Origin of the sequence: Streptomyces sp. NPDC102270 (genome assembly GCF_044766405.1) — a bacterium.
Taxonomy (GTDB): Bacteria; Actinomycetota; Actinomycetes; order Streptomycetales; family Streptomycetaceae; genus Streptomyces.
Window position 1 is genome coordinate 388,165 of record NZ_JBIWLX010000003.1, and the last position, 18,438, is coordinate 406,602.

17 protein-coding genes are annotated in these 18,438 nt (G+C 70.8%); 9 read left to right on the forward strand and 8 right to left on the reverse strand.

Annotation, left to right across the window (positions count from 1 at the left end; all coding sequences use genetic code 11):
- Nucleotides 1-106: 106 nt before the first annotated feature.
- Nucleotides 107-1,603, forward strand: coding sequence for a hypothetical protein (locus ACIRP7_RS07165; RefSeq protein ID WP_403654904.1), 1,497 nt, complete (start codon nt 107-109; stop codon nt 1,601-1,603).
- 126 nt (nt 1,604-1,729) lie between these two features.
- Nucleotides 1,730-2,887 (forward strand): HoxN/HupN/NixA family nickel/cobalt transporter, encoded by a 1,158-nt coding sequence (locus tag ACIRP7_RS07170; protein WP_403654906.1) that lies wholly within the window; start codon nt 1,730-1,732, stop codon nt 2,885-2,887.
- A 15-nt stretch (nt 2,888-2,902) separates the two neighbouring features.
- Here the strand turns inward: ACIRP7_RS07170 and ACIRP7_RS07175 are convergent, their stop codons facing one another.
- Nucleotides 2,903-3,862, reverse strand: coding sequence for a hypothetical protein (locus ACIRP7_RS07175; RefSeq protein WP_403654908.1), 960 nt, complete (start codon nt 3,860-3,862; stop codon nt 2,903-2,905).
- A gap of 11 nt (nt 3,863-3,873) precedes the next feature.
- Nucleotides 3,874-5,346 (reverse strand): APC family permease, encoded by a 1,473-nt coding sequence (locus tag ACIRP7_RS07180; protein ID WP_403654910.1) that lies wholly within the window; start codon nt 5,344-5,346, stop codon nt 3,874-3,876.
- Between the two features lie 360 nt (nt 5,347-5,706).
- On the opposite strand from ACIRP7_RS07180, the gene ACIRP7_RS07185 reads away from it, so the two are divergent.
- On the forward strand, nt 5,707-6,189 hold the full coding sequence (locus ACIRP7_RS07185) for a DUF5709 domain-containing protein (RefSeq protein WP_403654912.1): 483 nt from the start codon (nt 5,707-5,709) through the stop codon (nt 6,187-6,189).
- Between the two features lie 6 nt (nt 6,190-6,195).
- Here ACIRP7_RS07185 and sthA read toward each other — a convergent pair whose 3' ends face one another.
- Together sthA and ACIRP7_RS07195 are read right to left on the reverse strand one after the other, a co-directional pair.
- The gene (sthA, locus tag ACIRP7_RS07190) at nt 6,196-7,599 is read right to left on the reverse strand and encodes a Si-specific NAD(P)(+) transhydrogenase (protein WP_403654914.1); all 1,404 of its coding nucleotides are present in this window, start codon (nt 7,597-7,599) and stop codon (nt 6,196-6,198) included.
- 64 nt (nt 7,600-7,663) lie between these two features.
- Nucleotides 7,664-7,870: a hypothetical protein gene (locus ACIRP7_RS07195; RefSeq protein WP_352385026.1), complete on the reverse strand. Its 207-nt coding sequence runs from the start codon at nt 7,868-7,870 to the stop codon at nt 7,664-7,666.
- 186 nt (nt 7,871-8,056) lie between these two features.
- Here ACIRP7_RS07195 and ACIRP7_RS07200 point away from each other — a divergent pair, with 186 nt between their 5' ends.
- Complete coding sequence (locus ACIRP7_RS07200; protein WP_403654916.1) at nt 8,057-10,306, forward strand: MMPL family transporter; 2,250 nt, start codon at nt 8,057-8,059, stop codon at nt 10,304-10,306.
- Here ACIRP7_RS07200 and ACIRP7_RS07205 read toward each other — a convergent pair.
- Nucleotides 10,263-11,342, reverse strand: coding sequence for a PP2C family protein-serine/threonine phosphatase (locus ACIRP7_RS07205; RefSeq protein ID WP_403655142.1), 1,080 nt, complete (start codon nt 11,340-11,342; stop codon nt 10,263-10,265). The genes ACIRP7_RS07200 and ACIRP7_RS07205 overlap by 44 nt on opposite strands.
- 56 nt (nt 11,343-11,398) lie before the next feature.
- Entirely contained in the window at nt 11,399-12,589 is a 1,191-nt protein-coding gene (locus ACIRP7_RS07210; protein WP_403654918.1) for a glycoside hydrolase family 64 protein, read from the reverse strand.
- Between the two features lie 332 nt (nt 12,590-12,921).
- Here ACIRP7_RS07210 and ACIRP7_RS07215 point away from each other — a divergent pair, with 332 nt between their 5' ends.
- Together ACIRP7_RS07215 and ACIRP7_RS07220 are read left to right on the forward strand one after the other, a co-directional pair.
- Complete coding sequence (locus ACIRP7_RS07215; RefSeq protein WP_403654920.1) at nt 12,922-13,818, forward strand: GNAT family N-acetyltransferase; 897 nt, start codon at nt 12,922-12,924, stop codon at nt 13,816-13,818.
- Between the two features lie 79 nt (nt 13,819-13,897).
- Nucleotides 13,898-14,080: a hypothetical protein gene (locus ACIRP7_RS07220; protein ID WP_403654922.1), complete on the forward strand. Its 183-nt coding sequence runs from the start codon at nt 13,898-13,900 to the stop codon at nt 14,078-14,080.
- 9 nt (nt 14,081-14,089) lie between these two features.
- Here the strand turns inward: ACIRP7_RS07220 and ACIRP7_RS07225 are convergent, their stop codons facing one another.
- Nucleotides 14,090-14,989 (reverse strand): Gfo/Idh/MocA family protein, encoded by a 900-nt coding sequence (locus ACIRP7_RS07225; protein ID WP_403654924.1) that lies wholly within the window; start codon nt 14,987-14,989, stop codon nt 14,090-14,092.
- A 258-nt stretch (nt 14,990-15,247) separates the two neighbouring features.
- On the opposite strand from ACIRP7_RS07225, the gene ACIRP7_RS07230 reads away from it, so the two are divergent.
- The 3 genes from ACIRP7_RS07230 to ACIRP7_RS07240 all read left to right on the forward strand — a co-directional run bounded on the left by ACIRP7_RS07230 (nt 15,248) and on the right by ACIRP7_RS07240 (nt 17,460).
- Nucleotides 15,248-16,105: an aldo/keto reductase gene (locus ACIRP7_RS07230; RefSeq protein WP_403654926.1), complete on the forward strand. Its 858-nt coding sequence runs from the start codon at nt 15,248-15,250 to the stop codon at nt 16,103-16,105.
- A 102-nt stretch (nt 16,106-16,207) separates the two neighbouring features.
- Nucleotides 16,208-17,026 carry an SAM-dependent methyltransferase gene (locus ACIRP7_RS07235; RefSeq protein WP_403654928.1) on the forward strand — a complete coding sequence of 273 codons (819 nt, stop codon included), beginning with the start codon at nt 16,208-16,210 and terminating at the stop codon, nt 17,024-17,026.
- Between the two features lie 242 nt (nt 17,027-17,268).
- Nucleotides 17,269-17,460: a hypothetical protein gene (locus tag ACIRP7_RS07240; RefSeq protein ID WP_403654930.1), complete on the forward strand. Its 192-nt coding sequence runs from the start codon at nt 17,269-17,271 to the stop codon at nt 17,458-17,460.
- Here the strand turns inward: ACIRP7_RS07240 and ACIRP7_RS07245 are convergent.
- Nucleotides 17,448-18,365, reverse strand: coding sequence for a helix-turn-helix domain-containing protein (locus ACIRP7_RS07245; protein ID WP_403654932.1), 918 nt, complete (start codon nt 18,363-18,365; stop codon nt 17,448-17,450). The two genes, ACIRP7_RS07240 and ACIRP7_RS07245, sit on opposite strands and share 13 nt — an antisense overlap.
- Between the last annotated feature and the right edge of the window lie 73 nt (nt 18,366-18,438).

Below are 18,438 nucleotides of genomic sequence, written 5' to 3' on the forward strand. Positions count from 1 at the left end.
GCCGAACCCCGTCCTGCACCCTCCTGTGCCGCGGGTTAGGTTGTCCCTGCCTTTGTGGATTGGACCAAGTCCCCGCGGCATACGGGGTGAGGGGTGGACGAGGACGATGGCCCACGGCGAAAGCGCCCTGCTCCTCGGAGGCGACCGACGCACACCGCCGGTCGCCTCCGAGGTGTCCCTGCGGGCGCGCGGCAACCGGCTGATTGCGGCGGTGGCCGCCGCCTTCACCCTGGCCCAACTCGCCCTGGTGCGGCCCGGGATGGGCCTCGGCTGGGACGAGACCGTGTACGTCAGCCAGGTCGGCGCCCAGGCCCCGGCCGCCTTCTTCAGCGCCCCGCGCGCCCGCGGCGTCTCCCTGCTGGTGGCGCCGATCGCGAGCTGGTCGACCTCGACGGAACTCCTGCGCGTCTATCTCGCCGTGCTGTCCGGCCTCGGCCTCTACCTGGCGCTGCGCGCCTGGCGCGGCCTCTTCCCGGCCCGCGTCCTCGCGGTCGGCGGCGCCCTGTTCGCCTCCCTGTGGATCACCCTGTTCTACGGTCCCCAGGCCATGCCCAACTACTGGGTCGCCGTCGGGGGACTGGGCGCTGTCGGCTGCTTCCTGCGGGCCCGAGAGCACCCGAGGGCCCTGTGGGGAGTAGCGGCAGGTGCCTGCCTCATGGCGTGGATGCGGCCCACCGACGCGGTGTGGGTCACCCTCCCGCTGCTCGTCACCGCCGCCGTCGGCCGCCGCCCGCGGGCCGCCCTCGCCCTCGTGGCCGGACTGGTGGCGGGCGGTGCGCAGTGGGTGATCGAGGCGTACGTCAGCTACGGCGGTCTGGCCGAGCGCCTGCACGAGGGCTCCCGTATCCAGGGCGGGCTCGGCCCGCAGTTCGCCGTCGACGACCAACTGCGCAGCCTGGGCGGCCGGGCGCTGTGCCGCCCCTGCACCGGGCCGCTGCCCGATCCCGCCGTCATGGCCTGGTGGGCCGTCCTGCCGCTGCTGGCCGTCCTCGGACTGGTGGTCGCGGTCCGGGCCCGGCGCACGCGCGTCACCCTCGTCACGCTGGCCTGCGCCACGACGGCCGCCGTGCCCTACCTCTTCCTGATCGGGTACGCGGCCCCGCGCTTCCTGCTGCCCGCCTACGCGTTGGTGGCGATCCCGGTCGCCGACGCCCTGTTCCACCTCGCGACCACTCCGGCCGGCCGGTGGCGTCCGGTGGCGGCGGTTTTCCTCGCGATCGGTCTCGCGGGCCACCTGGCGGTGCAGTACGCCGTGCTGGAGCGCACGGTTGACCGCACCACGGGCCACCACCGCGACTGGGCCGACACCGCGGCCGAGCTGAACCGCCTCGGGGTGCGCCCGCCCTGTCTGCTCACCGGCCACCTGTCGGTCCCCGTCGCGTTCTACGCCGGGTGCACCTCGGCGGCGGCGCTCGGCCCCAACACCAACAGCACCGAGTCGCGGATCGTCGGGGCATCCCGCCGTAAGCCCGTCGCCGTCCTCACCCGGCACGGTGGCGCGCCGCCCGCCTACGCCCGCGACTGGCGCACCCTGCCCGCCGCCGGGATGGACATCCACGTGGCGCCGAACGTGCGCGCGCACGGGCCCGGCGCGAAGCCCTGACAGGGGACTTTCCCCAGTCGTGGAAAAGACCTGCCACGGGCTTTACTGCACATCACTTGCAGGTACTGCAGGATGGCGCAAGGCTGCTGAACGCGGCCGTGCCCACCGAAGAGGATCCTCCGCCCTATGACGGCCGCCCCTGACCCCGCTCCGCACCTCCTCCCCGCCACCGTCCCCGCGAGGGGCTCGGTATGGCACCGCGTCCGTGGCTCCATGACGCGGCAGGAGTGGGCCAGGGCGGGCGGCATGGCCGCGGTGGTGGTGGCGCTGCACGTCATCGGCTGGTTCACCCTCGTCGCGATCGTCGCCCCGCACCACTACGGCGTCGGCGAGAAGTCCTTCGGCATCGGCATCGGGGTGACCGCCTACACGCTCGGGATGCGGCACGCCTTCGACGCCGACCACATCGCGGCGATCGACAACACCACCCGCAAGCTGATGGGGGAGGGGCAGCGGCCGCTGTCGGTGGGCTTCTGGTTCTCGCTCGGCCACTCCAGCGTCGTCTTCGTCCTGGCGCTGCTGCTCTCGCTCGGGGTGAAGGCCCTCACGGGACCGGTGCGCGACGACGACTCCCGCCTCCACGACGTGACCGCGCTGATCGGTACGACCGTCTCGGGCGCGTTCCTCTATCTGATCGCCGCGGTCAACCTGGTCGTCCTGGTGGGCATCTGGAAGGTGTTCCGGCGGATGCGCACCGGCCGCTACGACGAGGCCGCGCTGGAGGAACAGCTGAACAACCGCGGCTTCATGAACCGCCTGCTCGGCCGTGTCATGAAGTCGATCACCAAGCCGTGGCAGATGTACCCCCTCGGCCTGCTCTTCGGCCTCGGCTTCGACACGGCGACGGAGATCGCGCTGCTGGTCCTGGCCGGGTCGGGCGCGGCCTCCGGGCTGCCCTGGTACGCGATCCTCACCCTGCCGGTCCTCTTCGCGGCCGGCATGTCCCTCCTGGACACGATCGACGGCTCCTTCATGAACTTCGCCTACGGCTGGGCGTTCTCGAAGCCGGTCCGCAAGGTCTACTACAACCTCACGATCACCGGCCTGTCCGTCGCGGTGGCCCTCCTCATCGGCACGGCCGAACTCCTGGGCCTGCTGGCCGACAGACTGGACCTGCACGGCCCCTTCTGGACCTGGATCAGCGGCCTCGACCTCAACCTCCTCGGTTTCGTCATCGTCGGCCTGTTCTTCGCCACGTGGATCGTCGCCCTGGTGGTGTGGAAGGTCGGCCGGATCGAGGAGAAGTGGACGGCCGGACTGGCGGGGGAGCGGGCCGGCGGCTGACCCTGCCGGCCATGCTCAGGCCCGTACCTTGAACTCCTTGCGCCACTTGGTGAACTGCTGTTCCGGATCGCCGGTGTACGACCACGGAGTGCGGGTGCCCCGGCGGTCCAGCATGCGCAGGAGCGGGACGGCGACCTCCGGGAGGCCCGCGTGGCAGGCCGCGTGGGCCAGGTAGTTGAGGTCACGCAGCTCGCCGGGTGCCACGGTGCGGTCGGCGCGGCCCACGATCCAGCGCTGGAAGGTGCGCCGTACGTCACTGATGGCGCCGTCGTTCTTCCAGTGCTGCCCCAGACCCACGGACGTGCGTCTGTCCTCGGCGGCGTCCGTCGCGGTCCGGTACTCCTCGACCCGCGCGTACTGCACCAGCACCGGCAGCGCCGAACCCGGCGGCGCCACGCCGGCCGCGTCGCGGGCGAAGTCGTACATCAGGCCGTTCGACCCGTGCCAGCGGGCCGAGTAGTAGTGCAGCACCTGGAGGTGGCCCTCGACGCTGTACGGGTCGCGCCCGTGCAACTCGTCCCACCAGCGCCCCAGTTCCTGGCGCCGCACCCCGGCCGGGTACAGCCTGGCCACCGAGATCAGGGAGATCCACGGCGTCGGGTCGTCCACGAACGCCTCCGCCGCCTGAAGACAGGCCATCACCGCGGCGTCCACGCGCCGCTGGTCGATCGGCACACCCCGGCCCGCGGCGATGGCCAGGTTGAACGCCCTGGCCGTCTCGGTGGCCGCCCGCAGCACCAGTGCGTCCCCGCTGTACGGCTCCGCCGCGAGCCACGACTCGACCGTCGAACTGCCCGCGCAGGTCTGGGCGAGCACCCGCACCCGGTGGCCCCGCGAGAGCCAGTCCGGGCCGGTGGCACCGAGCAGTTCACGCAGGCCCTGCCAGCGGCCGATGACGATGTCCTGGCGCGCGCTGGTGAGCGGGAGGTCGCCGCAGTCGGGATCGAACTCGGGGGCGAAACGGTCTCTCGCCATCGCACAACCCCTCAGAAGTCGGTGGGGAGACCCTCGTGGACGAGTGAGGGCCCGGACTCTCCGCCGTCGGGCACGTAGTCCGCCTCGACAGTACGGCTCGCGTCAAGCCGCGCGGGCCGGTAGTAGTCGCTGCCCCGCCGCCAGTACCAGAGCATCGGGACCAGCCCCACGGCCAGCCCGCCGACGCCGATCGTGATCGCGGCGGTGTTCAGCTCGCTCAGCGACTCGACGAAGATCCAGAACATGAACAGGGCACCCAGCAGCGGCCACAGCCCGCCGAGCAGGAAGTCGGTCGGAGACTTCAGCAGCATCTTGCGGTACGCGACGACGACCGCAAGGCCGCTGAGGCCGTAGTAGACGGCGATCTGCAGACCGATCGCCGAGATCGCGTCCAAGAGGATGTCGCCCACCGAGCCCAGCGCGTTGGAGGCGATGAACATCAGCAGCGCCACGCCGCCGACCACCACGATCGCCACCCACGGGGTGTTCCAGCGGCGGTGCACCCGGCCCAGCGCGGACGGCATCGTACGGTCCCGGCCCATCGCGAACAGCGAGCGTGTGACCTGGATCAGCGTGGTCTCCAGGGTGGCGATGGTCGACAGCATCACCGCGACGATCAGCAGCTTGCCGCCCCAGCCCGGCCAGATCTCCTCGCCCAGCACGGCAAGGACATTGGCGTTGTTGTCCTCGATCTGCTTCGAGGTGAGGATGACGTTCACCGCGATGGTGAACACCTCGAAGAGGAGGAAGACGATGCCGACGCCGATGAGGCCCGCGAGTCCCGTCGTACGGCGGCTGTTGCGGGTCTCCTCGCTCAGGTTGCTGGTGACGTCCCAGCCCCAGTAGTAGAACGCGGCGATCAGCGCGCCCGACGCGAAGCCGGACATGCCGTCGAAATGGCCGAAGCCCAGCCAGGACCACTCGAAGGTGCGCGCGTTGCCCGTGTGGAAGAGGGCGAGCACCGCGAACAGGGCCAGTATCGCGAGCTCCACACCGGACATGACGAGCTGGGCGCGCACGGTGAGCCGGGCACCGCCGAGCACCACGAGCAGCATCAGCACGAACCAGGCTGCGCCCACGACCGTCGACAGCGCGGTGTTGTCCGCGAGGTCCTGGTCGAAGAGGGCCAGTGTCATGGAACCGGCGGGCAGCGAGCCGGCCACCATGAAGATGGTCGCCGAGATCACCAGCGCCCAGCCGGAGACGAACCCCAGAAAGGGATGGAGCGTACGGCCCACCCAGGAGTAACTGGCTCCCGCGTTCACGTCGATCCGGCTGAGATAGCTGAACGCGAGCGCGATGCCCAGCATCGGAATCGCGCAGTACAGCAGCGCCGCCGGACTGGCCAGGCCCACCGAGCCGACCAGAACCGCGGTGGTCGCGGCGATCGAGTACGCCGGCGCGCTGCCCGCGACGGCCATCACCACGGTGTCGAAGGTACCGAGGGCATTGGCCTGCAGCCCTCTGCCCCTGCTGATGCTCATGGTTGTGCTGCTTTCGATAGGGCACGACGCACGGGGGAGGGGACCGTACGTCGCAAGAGGGGGTGGGGGGTGGCTCCGCCCCGGACCGCGAGAGGGATGGCCTCGGGCAGGGGTCGGTGTAGAGAGGTACCAAGGGGGTGTGGTGCGGGGGACCGTACGGTCGCTGCGTGGACGACCGGTCACTCCGTGTGTGCGAGTGATGATAGCCCTATTCCTTGACCCTTCAAGATTAACTGGGGGGTAACCTTCCGGCTGTGGAACGCCTTACTCCGGCAGTCTTTTGAGGTTGGGGAGCGCATACGGGGAAACGCGGATCAGGACACACACGGAACCGCACGCGATGCGCGAGGGAGGCAGCCCATGGGCACCGAACCGACACCTGCCGAGTCGATGGCCGACGACGCCTACCAGCCCACCGGAACCAACGAGGAGCAGGAGGACGCGTCCCCGCTCGACCTCCAGGACGCCGTCGACGAACGGACCTACGACGACGTCCTCGACGAGGGCTACTCGCCGCCGGAGAAGCCCCTCGGTGTCACCCGGCACGGCACCACCGCGGCCGAACAGCACGAGGGTGAGACCCTCGACGAACGCCTCGCCCAGGAGGTTCCTGAGGGAACCGAGCCCCTCGGTGACGAGATCGGCGACCTGCCCGGCGGCGAGGGCGAACCCGTCGACCCGCAGGCCGGCACCGACCGCGCCGGACGCCTCGTCGCCCCCGACGAGGGCGCCCACCCCACGACCACGAAGGACGAGGTCGCCACCGACGTGGGCATCGACGCGGGCGCGGCCGGCGCGGAGGAGGCCGCGGTGCACGTGGTCGAGGACCCCGACCGACTCTGAGGCGGGTCAGTCCCCGATCCGGTCGATCTGACGGAGCTTGTTCGTGGCGTCCAGGGCCGCGACCTTGTAGGACTCGGCGAGGGTCGGGTAGTTGAACACCGCGTCGACCAGGTAGTCGACCGTGCCGCCGCAGCCCATCACGGTCTGCCCGATGTGGATCAGTTCGGTGGCCCCGGTGCCGAAGCAGTGCACCCCCAGCAGGGTTCGGTCCTCCGGGGACACCAGCAGCTTCAGCATGCCGTGGGAGTCCCCGATGATCTGGCCGCGGGCGAGCTCGCGGTAACGGGAGATGCCGACCTCGAAGGGCACGCTGTCCTCGGTGAGTTGATCCTCGGTCCGGCCGACGAAGCTGATCTCCGGGATGGTGTAGATGCCGATGGGCTGCAGACGGTGCATCTGCCCGACCGGCTCGCCGAAGGCGTGGTAGGCGGCCGCCCTGCCCTGTTCCATGGCGGTCGCCGCCAGCGCCGGGAAGCCGATCACGTCTCCGACGGCGTAGATGTGCGCCACCTCGGTGCGGTAGTGCTCGTCGACCGTGATCCGGCCGCGCCGGTCGGCACTCAACCCGGCCTTGCCCAGGTCGAGTTCATCGGTCAGACCCTGCCGGCCGGCCGAGTACATCACCGCGTCGGCGGGGATCTTCTTGCCGCTCTCCAGGATGGTCAGCGTGCCGCGCGGGTGGCGTTCGACCGCGGCGACGGTCTCCCCGAACCGGAACGTCACGGCGAGGTCGCGCAGGTGGTACTTCAGCGCCTCGATGACCTCGACGTCGCAGATGTCGAGCATCCCGGGCCGCTTCTCGACGACCGTCACCTTGCTGCCGAGCGCGGCGAACATGGAGGCGTACTCCATCCCGATGACCCCGGCGCCGACGATGACCATGGAGCGCGGGACGCGTTCGAGGGCGAGGACGTTGTCGGAGTCCATGATCGTGCGGCCGTCGAACTCGACGCTGTCCGGCCGCGCCGGGCGGGTGCCGGTGGCGATGACGATGTGCTCGGCGCTGAGCAGCCGTTCGTGACCGGTGACCTCGCGCAGGGCGATGGTGTGCGGATCCACGAAACGGCCGGTGCCGGCGTGGAGGGCGATGTGGTTGCGGGAGAGCTGACTGCGGATCACGTCGACCTCGCGGCCCACCACGTGCTGGGTGCGCGCGGTCAGGTCGGAGACGGTGATGTCCTCCTTGAGCCGGTAGCTCTGGCCGTAGAGGTCGCGCTGGGTGAGGCCGGTCAGGTACAGCACCGCCTCGCGCAGGGTCTTGGAGGGGATGGTGCCGGTGTGGATGGAGACCCCGCCGACCATGTCGGGGCGGTCGACGACGGCGACCCGGCGGCCCAGCTTGGCCGCGGCGATCGCGGCCTTCTGGCCACCCGGACCGGATCCGATGACAAGCATGTCGAAGTCGGGCACCCTCGGGAGTCTGACAGCCGCGGGGCCTGTTTCGATAGGGCGAGGACGACGAGTAAGTCCTCGATCAGGGCAGCAGTTTGTCCAGCGCCGCCGGGCCCTCCGCCTCCAGCTTGCGCCGGGCCCACTCGAGGCTGTGCGGGGTGATGTCCTTGCCCGAGGCAAGGATGAGGTCCTCCGGCGAGACTTCGGTGCCGGTACGGGCGTGGAGCAGGTCGTCCGGGGTGGTGCGGTCCTCGGACGGCCCGGATACGTCGGGCTGTGACGTCGGCATGATCTCTGCTCCTCGGATCCGGAGTCGCTGTGCGGTCCCGGTGCTGTCAACGGGTCCGATATCACCATTCAACGCCCGGGCCGACCCTGCATCCCGAAGCGCCCGGAATGCTCAGGATGCCCGGATGATCGTAAAGCCGTGTAATGGGAGTATTGCCCCATCGGGTTCGGCAGGGAAGACGATGCCATGTCCCGTACGCGAAACAACCCCAAGGGCGCCCTGCGCAGACTGGGCGAGTGGTGCGCCCGGCACTTCGTGATCGTCCTGGTGGCCTGGCTCGTGGCCCTGGTCGCCCTGCAGACCCTGAACCGGTCCTTCGGCGGAGAGTACTCCGACAACTTCTCCCTGCCCGGCGTCCAGTCGCAGGAGGGCCAGGACGTCCTGAAGAAGCACGACCCGGCGGCCGGGGGGTACGGCAGCCAGATCGTTCTCCACACCGGTGACAAGGCGCTCACCTCGCTCGGCTCGCAGGTCTCCACGACCGTCACCGATCTCCAGAAGCTGCCGCACGTCCTGTCGGTGCAGAACCCGCTGTCCGTGCCCGCCTCGAAGGTCGGGCCGCTGTCGTCGGACGCGAAGACGGCCTACATCACCGTCCGCTTCGACGTGCAGCCCTCGACCCTGGGCGACGGCTACCTCCACGGTGTCGACAACGCCGTACAGCCCCTGCGGGCAGCCGGCGTCGACGTCGAGTACGGCGGCCAGCTCGGCGAACTCGCGCGCCCCGACGCGGACGACCGGGTGAGCGAGCTGATCGGATTCGCCGTCGCGATCGTCGTCCTGCTCGTCGGCTTCGGCAGTGTGATCGCCGCCGGAATCCCCCTGGTGACGGCCTTGATCAGTGTGATCGGGGGGCTCGCCTGCCTCGGCCTGCTGGCCGCGGCATTCACCTTCGCGACCGTCTCGCCCACCCTGGCCACGATGATCGGCCTGGGCGTCGGCATCGACTACGCGCTCTTCCAGCTCACCCGCCACCGGCAGAGCCTGATGGACGGGAAGGATCCGGTGCACGCGGCCGGTGGGGCCACCGCCACCAGCGGACGGGCCGTCCTGGTCTCCGGTTGCACGGTGATCATCGCCCTGGCGGGGCTGTCCGTGTCCGGGGTCTCGTTCATCGCGAAACTCGGGCTCGCCGCCGCCGTCACGGTCGTCTCCGCCGTCCTGGGTGCCCTGACCCTGGTCCCCGCCCTGCTGGGACTGACCGGCACCCGGATCGACCGCTACCGGGTGCGCCGTCCGGTCGCCGAGACGAACGCCGCCGAGGGCGAGACGGCGCAGGGGACGTGGCACCGCTATGCCCAGCGGGTAGAGCGGCGGCCGTGGCGATACCTGGCCGCAGGCGTGACGGCCGTCGTCGTCCTCGCCATCCCGGTCTTCTCCCTCCAACTCGGCCACATCGGCGACGGCGCCGACCCCACCTCGTTCACCGACCGGCGGGCCTACGACCGGATGACCGACGCCTTCGGTCCCGGCTCCAACGGCCCGCTCACCGTCGTCATCGACCAGACGTCCGTACCGTCCTCCCAGCGCTCGGCCCTGTCCTCCCAGGCGCAGAAGAGCCTCGGCGGCGTGTCCGGGGCCGCCGTGGTGACCTCGCTGACGCCCACCAAGGACGGGGACGTCCTGCTCGCCACCGTCTACTCCAAGCAGTCCCCGCAGAACGCCGGCACCACGGATCTCACCAACCGCCTCGTGGACACCACCTTGCCGGCCGCGGTCTCCGGCACCGACGCCAAGGGGTACGTCACCGGCACGACCGCCGCCCAGGTCGACTTCCGCGACATCGTCTCCAGTCGGCTGCCGCTGATCATCGGGGTGGTCGTCGCCCTCGCCTTCCTCATCATCCTCGCGGTCTTCCGCGGGCTGCTCGTCGCCCTGAAGGCCGCCGTCCTCAACGTCCTGTCGATCGCCGCCTCCTACGGCGTCGTCGTCGCCGTCTTCCAGTGGGGCTGGGGCGGCCCCGCGCTCGGCGTCTCCGGCAAGGTGCCCATCGAGAGCTATGTGCCGATGATGATGTTCGCGATCATCTTCGGGCTGAGCATGGACTACGAGATCTTCCTGCTCTCCCGGGTGCACGAGGCCTGGCTGCGCACCGGGGACGCCAAGGCCTCCGTGGCCCACGCCCTGGAGATCACTGCCCGGGTCATCACCTGCGCGGCACTGATCATGGTGAGCGTCTTCGCGGCCTTCATCGTCAGCGACGACATCGTGGTCAAGATGCTCGGACTGGGCCTCGCGGTGAGCGTGCTGATCGACGCGACCGTCGTACGGCTCCTCATGGTCCCGGCCGTCATGACCCTGCTGGGCCGCCACGCCTGGTGGGCACCCCACTGGCTCGACCGGATGCTCCCGCACATCGACGCCGAGGGGGAGCAGGAGGCGGACGGGGCGGTCAGCGGGACTCGGGGGAAGCGGGCGCGAGAACGAGCATCGTGACGTCGTCCTGCAGGGCGGGGGCGTAGCGGACAAGGTCGGCCCAGACCCGCTCGACGAGATCCTGGGGCTCGTCCGCGAACCCGGCGATCCGGTCGAGCAGCGGGTAGAACACCCCGGCGGCGTTCCGCGCCTCCCAGACCCCGTCCGAGGCCAGGAAGAGCCGGTCGCCGGGGTGCAGCGCGACCGTGACCCCGGTCGGCGGCGAGGCGTCGGACACGCCCAGGCCGAGCGGGGTGCCCACCGGCACGTCCAGTTCCACGGCCCGCCGGTCGCGCAGCAGGACCGGGCCGGGCTGCCCGCACGCCACGATCCGTACGGCCGCAGCGCCGGCGCCGAACTCCAGCACCACCGCCGTCGCGAACAGCTCCGAGTGCCGTACGGCCGCGGAGTCCACCGCCAGCCTGCGGTCCAGCCGCGCGGCCACCGACTCGAGATCCGGCCGGTCCAGCACAGCCTCCCTGAAGGCCCCCAGCAGCGAGGCGACGGTCGAGACGGCCGACAGCCCGTGCCCCTGCACATCGCCCATCACCACCCGCACCCCGCAGGGACCCTCCCGTACGTCGAAGAAGTCACCCCCGACCAGCGTCCCGCGCTGCGCGGCCCGGTACAGCCCCGCACACCGCACGCCTCCCACCCGCTCGGGCAGCGGCGGCACGACGGCCCGCTGCGCTGCCTCCGCGACCGCGCGCTCGGTCACCAGCTGGGCGTCACGCCGGCTGCGGACGTACGACACGACCACACTGAGCGCCGCGACGAAGCCCACGGTCAGCACATCCGTGCTGCCCGGATCGTTCAGCTGGAACGCCGGCACGTTCAGCACGACCAGGACCAGCGCCCCGAGCACCGCGGTGGCCAGCGGCGGGTACGACAGCACGGCCATCGGCGGGATGGCGCCCAGCAGGAACCCGATGTCGAGCGGATGGGGGCTCACGAGGGTCGCCACGCACACCCCCGCCAGCAGCGCGGCGGGCAGTGCCCGCACCCAGCCCGGCGGCGGCGCGCCCCGCAGCCAGCTCCGCCGGTCCCGGTCGCGCAGTCCGCTCACACCACCACGCTGCTACGACCCGCCGGTCCCCGCACCCCGAACCGTCTCTAGAACGGGGTGAGTGTCAGTCGGATCCTGGTCGGCGCCGTGTCCTGGACGTAGGAGGCGAAGTCGGCCACGTCGTCGAAGGCGAAGCCGTACGCCTTGCCGTCCGCCGTGGCCGCGTGCAGGGCCTTGGCGTAGTGGTTGGTGAGCGCGGTCCGGTAGAAGGTGGCGGGGTCGGTGGTCGGTTGCGCGGCGGAACTCACCAGCGTCGACCGGTTGAACCCGGCTCCGAGCACTGCCGCGACCGGCCCGGTCGTGCCGTCGTTGGGAGCGGCGAGCGCGCCGTCGCAGAAGAGCACGTCCCGCGTCGAGGGCCGGCCGAAGGAGACCTGCGCGGGCCCGGTGAACACGAGCCGGTCGCCGCGCACCCGCCCGGTGAAGGTCCCAGCGTTCGTGGTGACGGCCAGGTCCCTGCCGGTGTAGGTGCTCCACACCTCGTCGATGTACGGCGCGAGGTAGCCCGCCGGGAACAGGCCGGCGTCCAGACCGTGACCGGGCGCGATGATCCGCGTGTCGTCCACGACGAGCGACGCGAACTCCTGGACCTGGCGTACGGCGGCGAAGGCACCGGCCCGCCCGGAGACGCGCAGGGTGCCCGTCGTCTGGTCCCGTGCCCCGGTCAGCCGGATGCTCAGTGGCACGCTGAACATGTCCACCATGGTGGTGTTGCAGAACATGCCGGCCGAGTTGTACGTGAATTCCGCACAGTCGTGCAGGACCCGGTAGTTGGGGTCCGAGGTCACCCAGCCGGCCGGGTACTGGAGGGCGGGGTTGCCGTTGCCGTCGGTGACGACCTTGAACTTCAGCTTCGCGCCCAGGGACACGTAGATCCGGCCGGACAGGTAGGGCAGGGACAGGCTGGCCTCGCCACTGCCGGCCAGGGTTATCGCGTAGTCGGTGTAACCGTCGGTGCCGTTGTCGGAGAGGGCGACCGGAGCGAGCTTGCCGTCCGGGGTGACACGGACCTGCCTGCCGTCCTGGTTGCCCACGATGTAGACGTGGACGTTCGCGTTGTCGAACGCGCCGGTGTTGTTGACGACGGTCAGCGGCAGGGCGCCGGTCGCCGAGGCGCCGTTGCTCTCGGCGAGGGCGTGGGGGGCCAGCGCGGCGAGAGCGGGCGCGGCGGCCATCGCCCCGCCGAGGGCGAAGAGGACCTTGCGGCGCCCGAGATGGCGCTGGTGACGGGGTGTCATGTGGGGGGTCTCCTCGGAGAATTGAGAGCGCTCTCAGGATGTGGACGAGGGTCGATGGTACGGACCAAAGGCTCGGCGGTATACAGAGCGGACGGCGTTTAACCCGGCCTTAAGGACCGTTTAAGCGGCGGCCCGGGACCGGACGCGCGCCGCGAAAAACGATGGACGCCGCTCACGAAGATCCCGTAGCGTAAGCGGCCACGCCCCGAACCAGCGGAAGGAGGCGAGTGCCGTGCAGTTCCCCACCCTTCAGCGCTCCCTCTCCGTCGCCCCGGCGTGCCTCATCTGACCGGGAGCGCTCCCCGCAGTACGCATCCCGGAGGAATCCACCCATGACCGATCTGGTCATCCGCGCGCTCGACGAGCGCACAGCCCCTGTCTTCGACACCCTTCCCGACCCTCTCGGCGCCGGCGAGTCCCACCGGCTCACCCGGCACCGCCCCGACTGGAAGCGCGTCGCCCTGCGCGACGGCCAAGTGGTGGCACGCGGCGCCTGGTGGGGCGGCCCCGACGACACCGCCCCCGTCAACGTCAACTGGTTCGACGTGGCCGAAGGGGAGGAGGAGGCCGGCGCGGAACTCCTGCGCACCGCCCCCTGGCAGGTCGAGCTCGAGATGAACCTGCCCGCGGGGTGGCGCGAGGACCCCGGGCTGCGGGCCGCCGCCGAGACCCGCTTCTCCGCCGCGCACAAGGCCGGGTACGCGCTTCTGGTCGAGCGGTTCCTGTACCGGTGGACACCGGAGCACCGGCTGCCCGAGCGGCCCGGACGCCTGGAGTTCCGGCCCGAACCGGACGACGCGGTCTTCTTCGACCTGCTGCGCCGCATCCACTCCGCCACCCTCGACGCGCACGCCCTCACCGCCATCGAGGAGGACGGACTCGACCGGGCCGCCCAGGAGGAACTCGACTTCTTCCACTGGTGCCCCTCGCCCCGCGAGTGGTGGCAGATCGCCCACACCCCGCAGGGAGACGTCGCCGGGATCCACATTCCGGCCCACAACCCGTCGGGACCCTGCGTCGGGTTCATCGGCGTGGTGCCGGAACACCGCGGACACGGCTACGCCTACGACCTGCTCGCCGAGTGCACCCGCTATCTCGTCGAGCGCGGCGCCGAGTTCGTCTCCGGCGCGACGGACCGGGGGAACTTCCCCATGGCCGCGAACTTCGCCAAGGCGGGCTATCCCGTCGTACGGGAACGCCTCAACTACCGGCCCACGCAGACCGCCTGAGCGCTCGTCCGGCACCGGCAGCCGACCCGGCTGTCGGTGCCGGTGGCGGCGCGAGCTGTTCGCACGCCAACGCGCCCCCATGGAGGAGGGAGACGAGGAGAGACGGCAGGAGTGGGAGGACGTCTACGACGAGGTCCGGCGACGTATGTCGCTGCACGCGCCGGGCGGTCCCGTGCCCGAGTTCCTGCTGCACATCGAGGGCGACCGTGCCTGGTTCCGGTGGAGCGACGAGCCGTTCGCGCAGGAGGCGCCGGAAGACTGAGCCGCCGGCCTACGCAGTCGGTACGCCCGTTCCGCCGTCCAGCAGGGTCTCCGCCTCGACGAGGATCTCGGTGACCCGCAGACCGAACGCGGCGTCGCACGGGTGGGCCCGCCCGGTGCGGGCGGCGGCGAGCAGTCCGTCGGCGGCCCGGAGCACGGCGGGCACCACGCCCTCGGACGACTCCGGGAGCTGGACGACTCCGCCCGCGCCCCGCAGTTCGACGCCGGCTCCCGCGGCCGCCGGCGGGGCCGTGAGACTCAGCGTCAGGGTGCTCGACGCACCGCTGGTGTGCCGGAGGACCAGATGGACGGTGTCGCCGCGACCGTGCGCGGCCGCCGCCACCTCACGCACCTCGCCCAGCACCGGCAGCAGCACCGACAGAGCGTGCGGCCCCACGTCCCACAGGGCGCCCTTCTCCTGCCGCCACGGTGAGTCGGCGAAGGGGCTGTCGTCGGTGAACACCGACCCCAGCCATTCCGCGCGCGCCGTGAACCAGCCCTCCACGCCCGCCTGTTCAGCGATCCACGCCTCGGTCTCGGCCAGAAAGCGCGAGGTGAAGAACACCACCGAGGCGACCTGGGACTCCCGGACGGCGTCGACCACCTCCCGCCCCTGCTCGACCGTCGTCGCGAGGGGCTTGTCCAACAGCAGATGGCACCCCGCCCGCGCGGCCCGCGCCGCGAGAGAGGCCTGCACGGCCGGCGGCAGGGCGACGGCGACGGCGTCCACGTCGGCGAGCAGCGCGTCGACATCGTCGTAGGCGCGCGTGCCGTGCTCGTCCGCCAGCTCCTTGGCGGCCTCCGTGCGACGGCCCCACACCCCGGCGAAGTCCAGCTCCGGATGCGCGCTCAGCGCGGGAGCGTGAGCCATCCTGGCCCAGGGACCGGTACCGAGCAGTCCGATGCGCATACCGCCGCCTCTCTCGCCGTACTGCCGAACCTCACGACGACCGGACTGGACCAGCTGCCGGTCCAGGTGAGCGTTTCACACGGACACCGCGGCCACGCAACCCCGTCTCGCCACCCGGTCGGCTCGGCGGCGGCACGTTCCGGATTCAGTACTGCTGTCGCTGAATGCGTTCTCATTCTTCTATTGGACCTACGGCGGCTGCGCGGCCAGGCTGGTGAGGGCCCAGATCCACGTGACAGGCGAAAGAGGTCCAAGGCCATGCACACCCGCCGCATCGGTGATGTCGAAGTGAGCTCGATCGGACTGGGCGCCATGCCCATGTCCATCGAGGGACGGCCGGACGAGGAACGCTCCATCGCCACCATCCACGCCGCACTCGACGCGGGCGTGACCCTGATCGACACCGCCGACGCCTACCACCGGGACGCCGACGAGGTCGGTCACAACGAGACCCTGATCGCCAAGGCCCTCGCCTCCCACGACCGGGGCGGTGACGTCCTCGTGGCCACGAAGGGCGGGCATCTGCGTCCCGGGGACGGCAGTTGGACGCTAGACGGCAGCCCCCGGCACCTCAAGGAGGCCTGCGAGGCCTCGCTGAGCCGGCTGGGTGTGGAGGCGATCGGGCTCTACCAGTTCCACCGCCCCGACCCCCGCGTCCCCTACGAGGAGTCCGTCGGCGCGGTGCGCGACCTCCTCGACGAGGGCAAGGTCCTCCGGGCGGGCATCTCCAATGCGAACCCCGACCAGATCCGGCTGGCCAACGAGATCCTCGGCGGCCGACTGGTCTCCGTGCAGAACCAGTTCTCCCCGGCCTTCCGCTCCAGCGAACCGGAACTGCGTCTGTGCGACGAGCTCGGCATCGCCTTCCTGCCCTGGAGCCCCCTGGGCGGCATCTCCCGGGCCGGTGGACTGGGCTCGGCGCACGCCCCGTTCGCGCGGATCGCCGAGAAGTACGGGGTGAGCCCGCAGCAGGTCTGCCTGGCCTGGATGCTCGCCAAGTCGCCGGTGGTCGTGCCGATCCCGGGCGCGAGCCGTCCCGAGACGATCCGCGACTCCTTCGCCGCGGCGGGTCTCGTGCTCGACGCGGACGAACTCACGGAGCTGGACGCCGCCTGACCCCTCGCTCACCCCCCTGTGGACTGGCACCGGCGATCGCGGTGTCCCTAGGATGGACTCCCTGTCCTGCCGGGCCAGTTGGCGGCACAAGCTGGGGGAATCATGAGCACCGGTAAGAACCTGTCCACGTCGATCGACGCCTCGGTACCCACGGCCGCGCGCATGTACGACCACTACCTCGGCGGCAAAGACAACTACGCGGCCGACCGGGCCGCATGCGAGGAGCTCGACAAGGTCGTCCCGAGCACCCGCAGGCTCGCGGTGAACAACCGGCGCTTCCTCCAGCGGGTGGTGCGCACCCTCTCGGCCGAGTACGGCATCCGCCAGTACCTGGACCACGGCTCCGGCCTGCCCACCCAGGACAACGTCCACCAGGTCGCCCAGCGCATCGACCCCACCACGCACGTGGTCTACGTCGACAACGACCCGATGGTCCTCGTCCACGGCCGGGCGCTGCTGCAGCAGGACGATCGGACCACCGTCATCCACGCCGACATGCGGGAGACCGACGCGATCTTCGCGCACGAGGACACCCAGCGGCTGATCGACTTCTCGCAGCCGGTGGCCGTGCTGTTCAACTCGGTCATGCACTGCATCCCGGACAGCGAGACGGACGGGCCGGCCGCCGTGGCCCGACGGGTGCGCGAGCGGCTCGCGCCCGGCAGCTTCATGGTGATGTGCCAGCTTGTCAGCGAGGACTCCGAGGTCCGCGACTTCGTCACCGACTTCATGGACAAGGCCACCCAGGGCCACTGGGGCCGGGTCCGCCAGGAGAAGGACGTCGCCGAGTGGTTCGAGGGTCTGGAGATCCTCGAACCGGGTCTCGTGGAGGTCTCCACCTGGCGCCCCGACACCGATGTGGCCCCGCGCCAACTCACCCACGAGTGGATCGAGTTCGGAGGCGTGGGCCGACTGAGCTGACCCGGCCACGAACGCCCCTGGCACGACCGCGAGGGCCCGCGCCGGGGGCGTACCCATGCCGGCGGCAGACCGACCCGGGCCCTCGCACCGGCCGGCGCCGGTTCCTGGTGGGACGGCATCTACGCGGACCGCGCCAAGCCGGGCCGTTCTTCGTGGCGAAGCGGGCGAGAAATTGGTGTCGTACCTCGACCGCGGCCTGGTCGCCGTCGGTCGCGTCCTCGATCTCTACCGTCCCCGTCGCCTTGGCCGAGGAGCGTACGCCCGAGACGGCGGTCGGCGTCCGCTTCCTGTGCGGTGACGCCTTCACCCTGTCGGGCACCGAACTCCGCGACACCTACGACCTGATCTACGACTCCGCCAAGTGCCGTTCGAGGAACGTCGCAGGCGCGAAGAGCCGCCCGAGCCCTCCGCCTCGGTCAACTCAGGCGCCGTAGCGCTCGTCCCTCGTCTTGGTCAACAGCGCCAGCGAGTCCCGGGGTTCGAGCGCGTCGTCCGCCAGCCGGTCCAGGGCGAGCCGGTACTCCTCGGTCTCGTCCCGGTCCTCCAGGAAGTTGGCGCTCTTGATGTGCTCCAGGTAGACGACGTCCGGCAGATCGAGCCCGCCGAAGCGCAGATACGTGATCGGGATGGCGGGAGCGGAGGCGTTCGTCACGTCCAGGGGGATGACCTGCACCGTCACATTGGGGCGCTGGGCCATCGTGATGAGGTGGGTCAGCTGCTCCCGCATGATCTCCCGGCTGCCCAGTACCCGCAGCAGCACCGACTCGTCGATCACCGCCCACAGCTGTGGGGCGTCCTCGCGCAGCAGCAACTGCGCGCGCCGCATACGCAGTTCGACGCGGCGTGCCACCTCGTTCGACGCAGCGGCGGGCAGACCGCGCTCCACCACCGCACGGGTGTAGTCCGGGGTCTGCAGCAGGCCGGGGACGTACTGGATCTCGAAGGTACGGATGGCCGCGGCGGCTTCCTGGAGCCCGACCAGCCGGTCGAACCACTCGGGCATCAGCCGCTTGTCGTACCGCTGCCACCAGCCCGGGTCACCGGCGCGCTGGAGCAGCTTGAGGAGCACCGAGGACTCGTGGTCACCGGTGCCGTACAGCTCGAGGAGGGCGCGGACGTCGCTCTCCGACGGAGGCTTGCGGCCCTTGCCCGACTCGATACGGGACAGCTTGGCGGGACTGAACCCGAGGGCCCGCGCCGCCTGGTCCTGAGCGAGCCCGGCATCCTCGCGGAATCCCGCCAACTGCACGCCGACCAGCATCTTCAGCAGCGTGGGAGCCGGCTCGGTCCGGTCCAGATACGGTTCCAGGCGGGAGATGCGGTGGGACGCGGCAGACATCCTGACTCCCAGTAAACCGGCACAGAGACGACTCACACTATCGCACGCAGCGTGGCCGCAGCGCACCATTCCG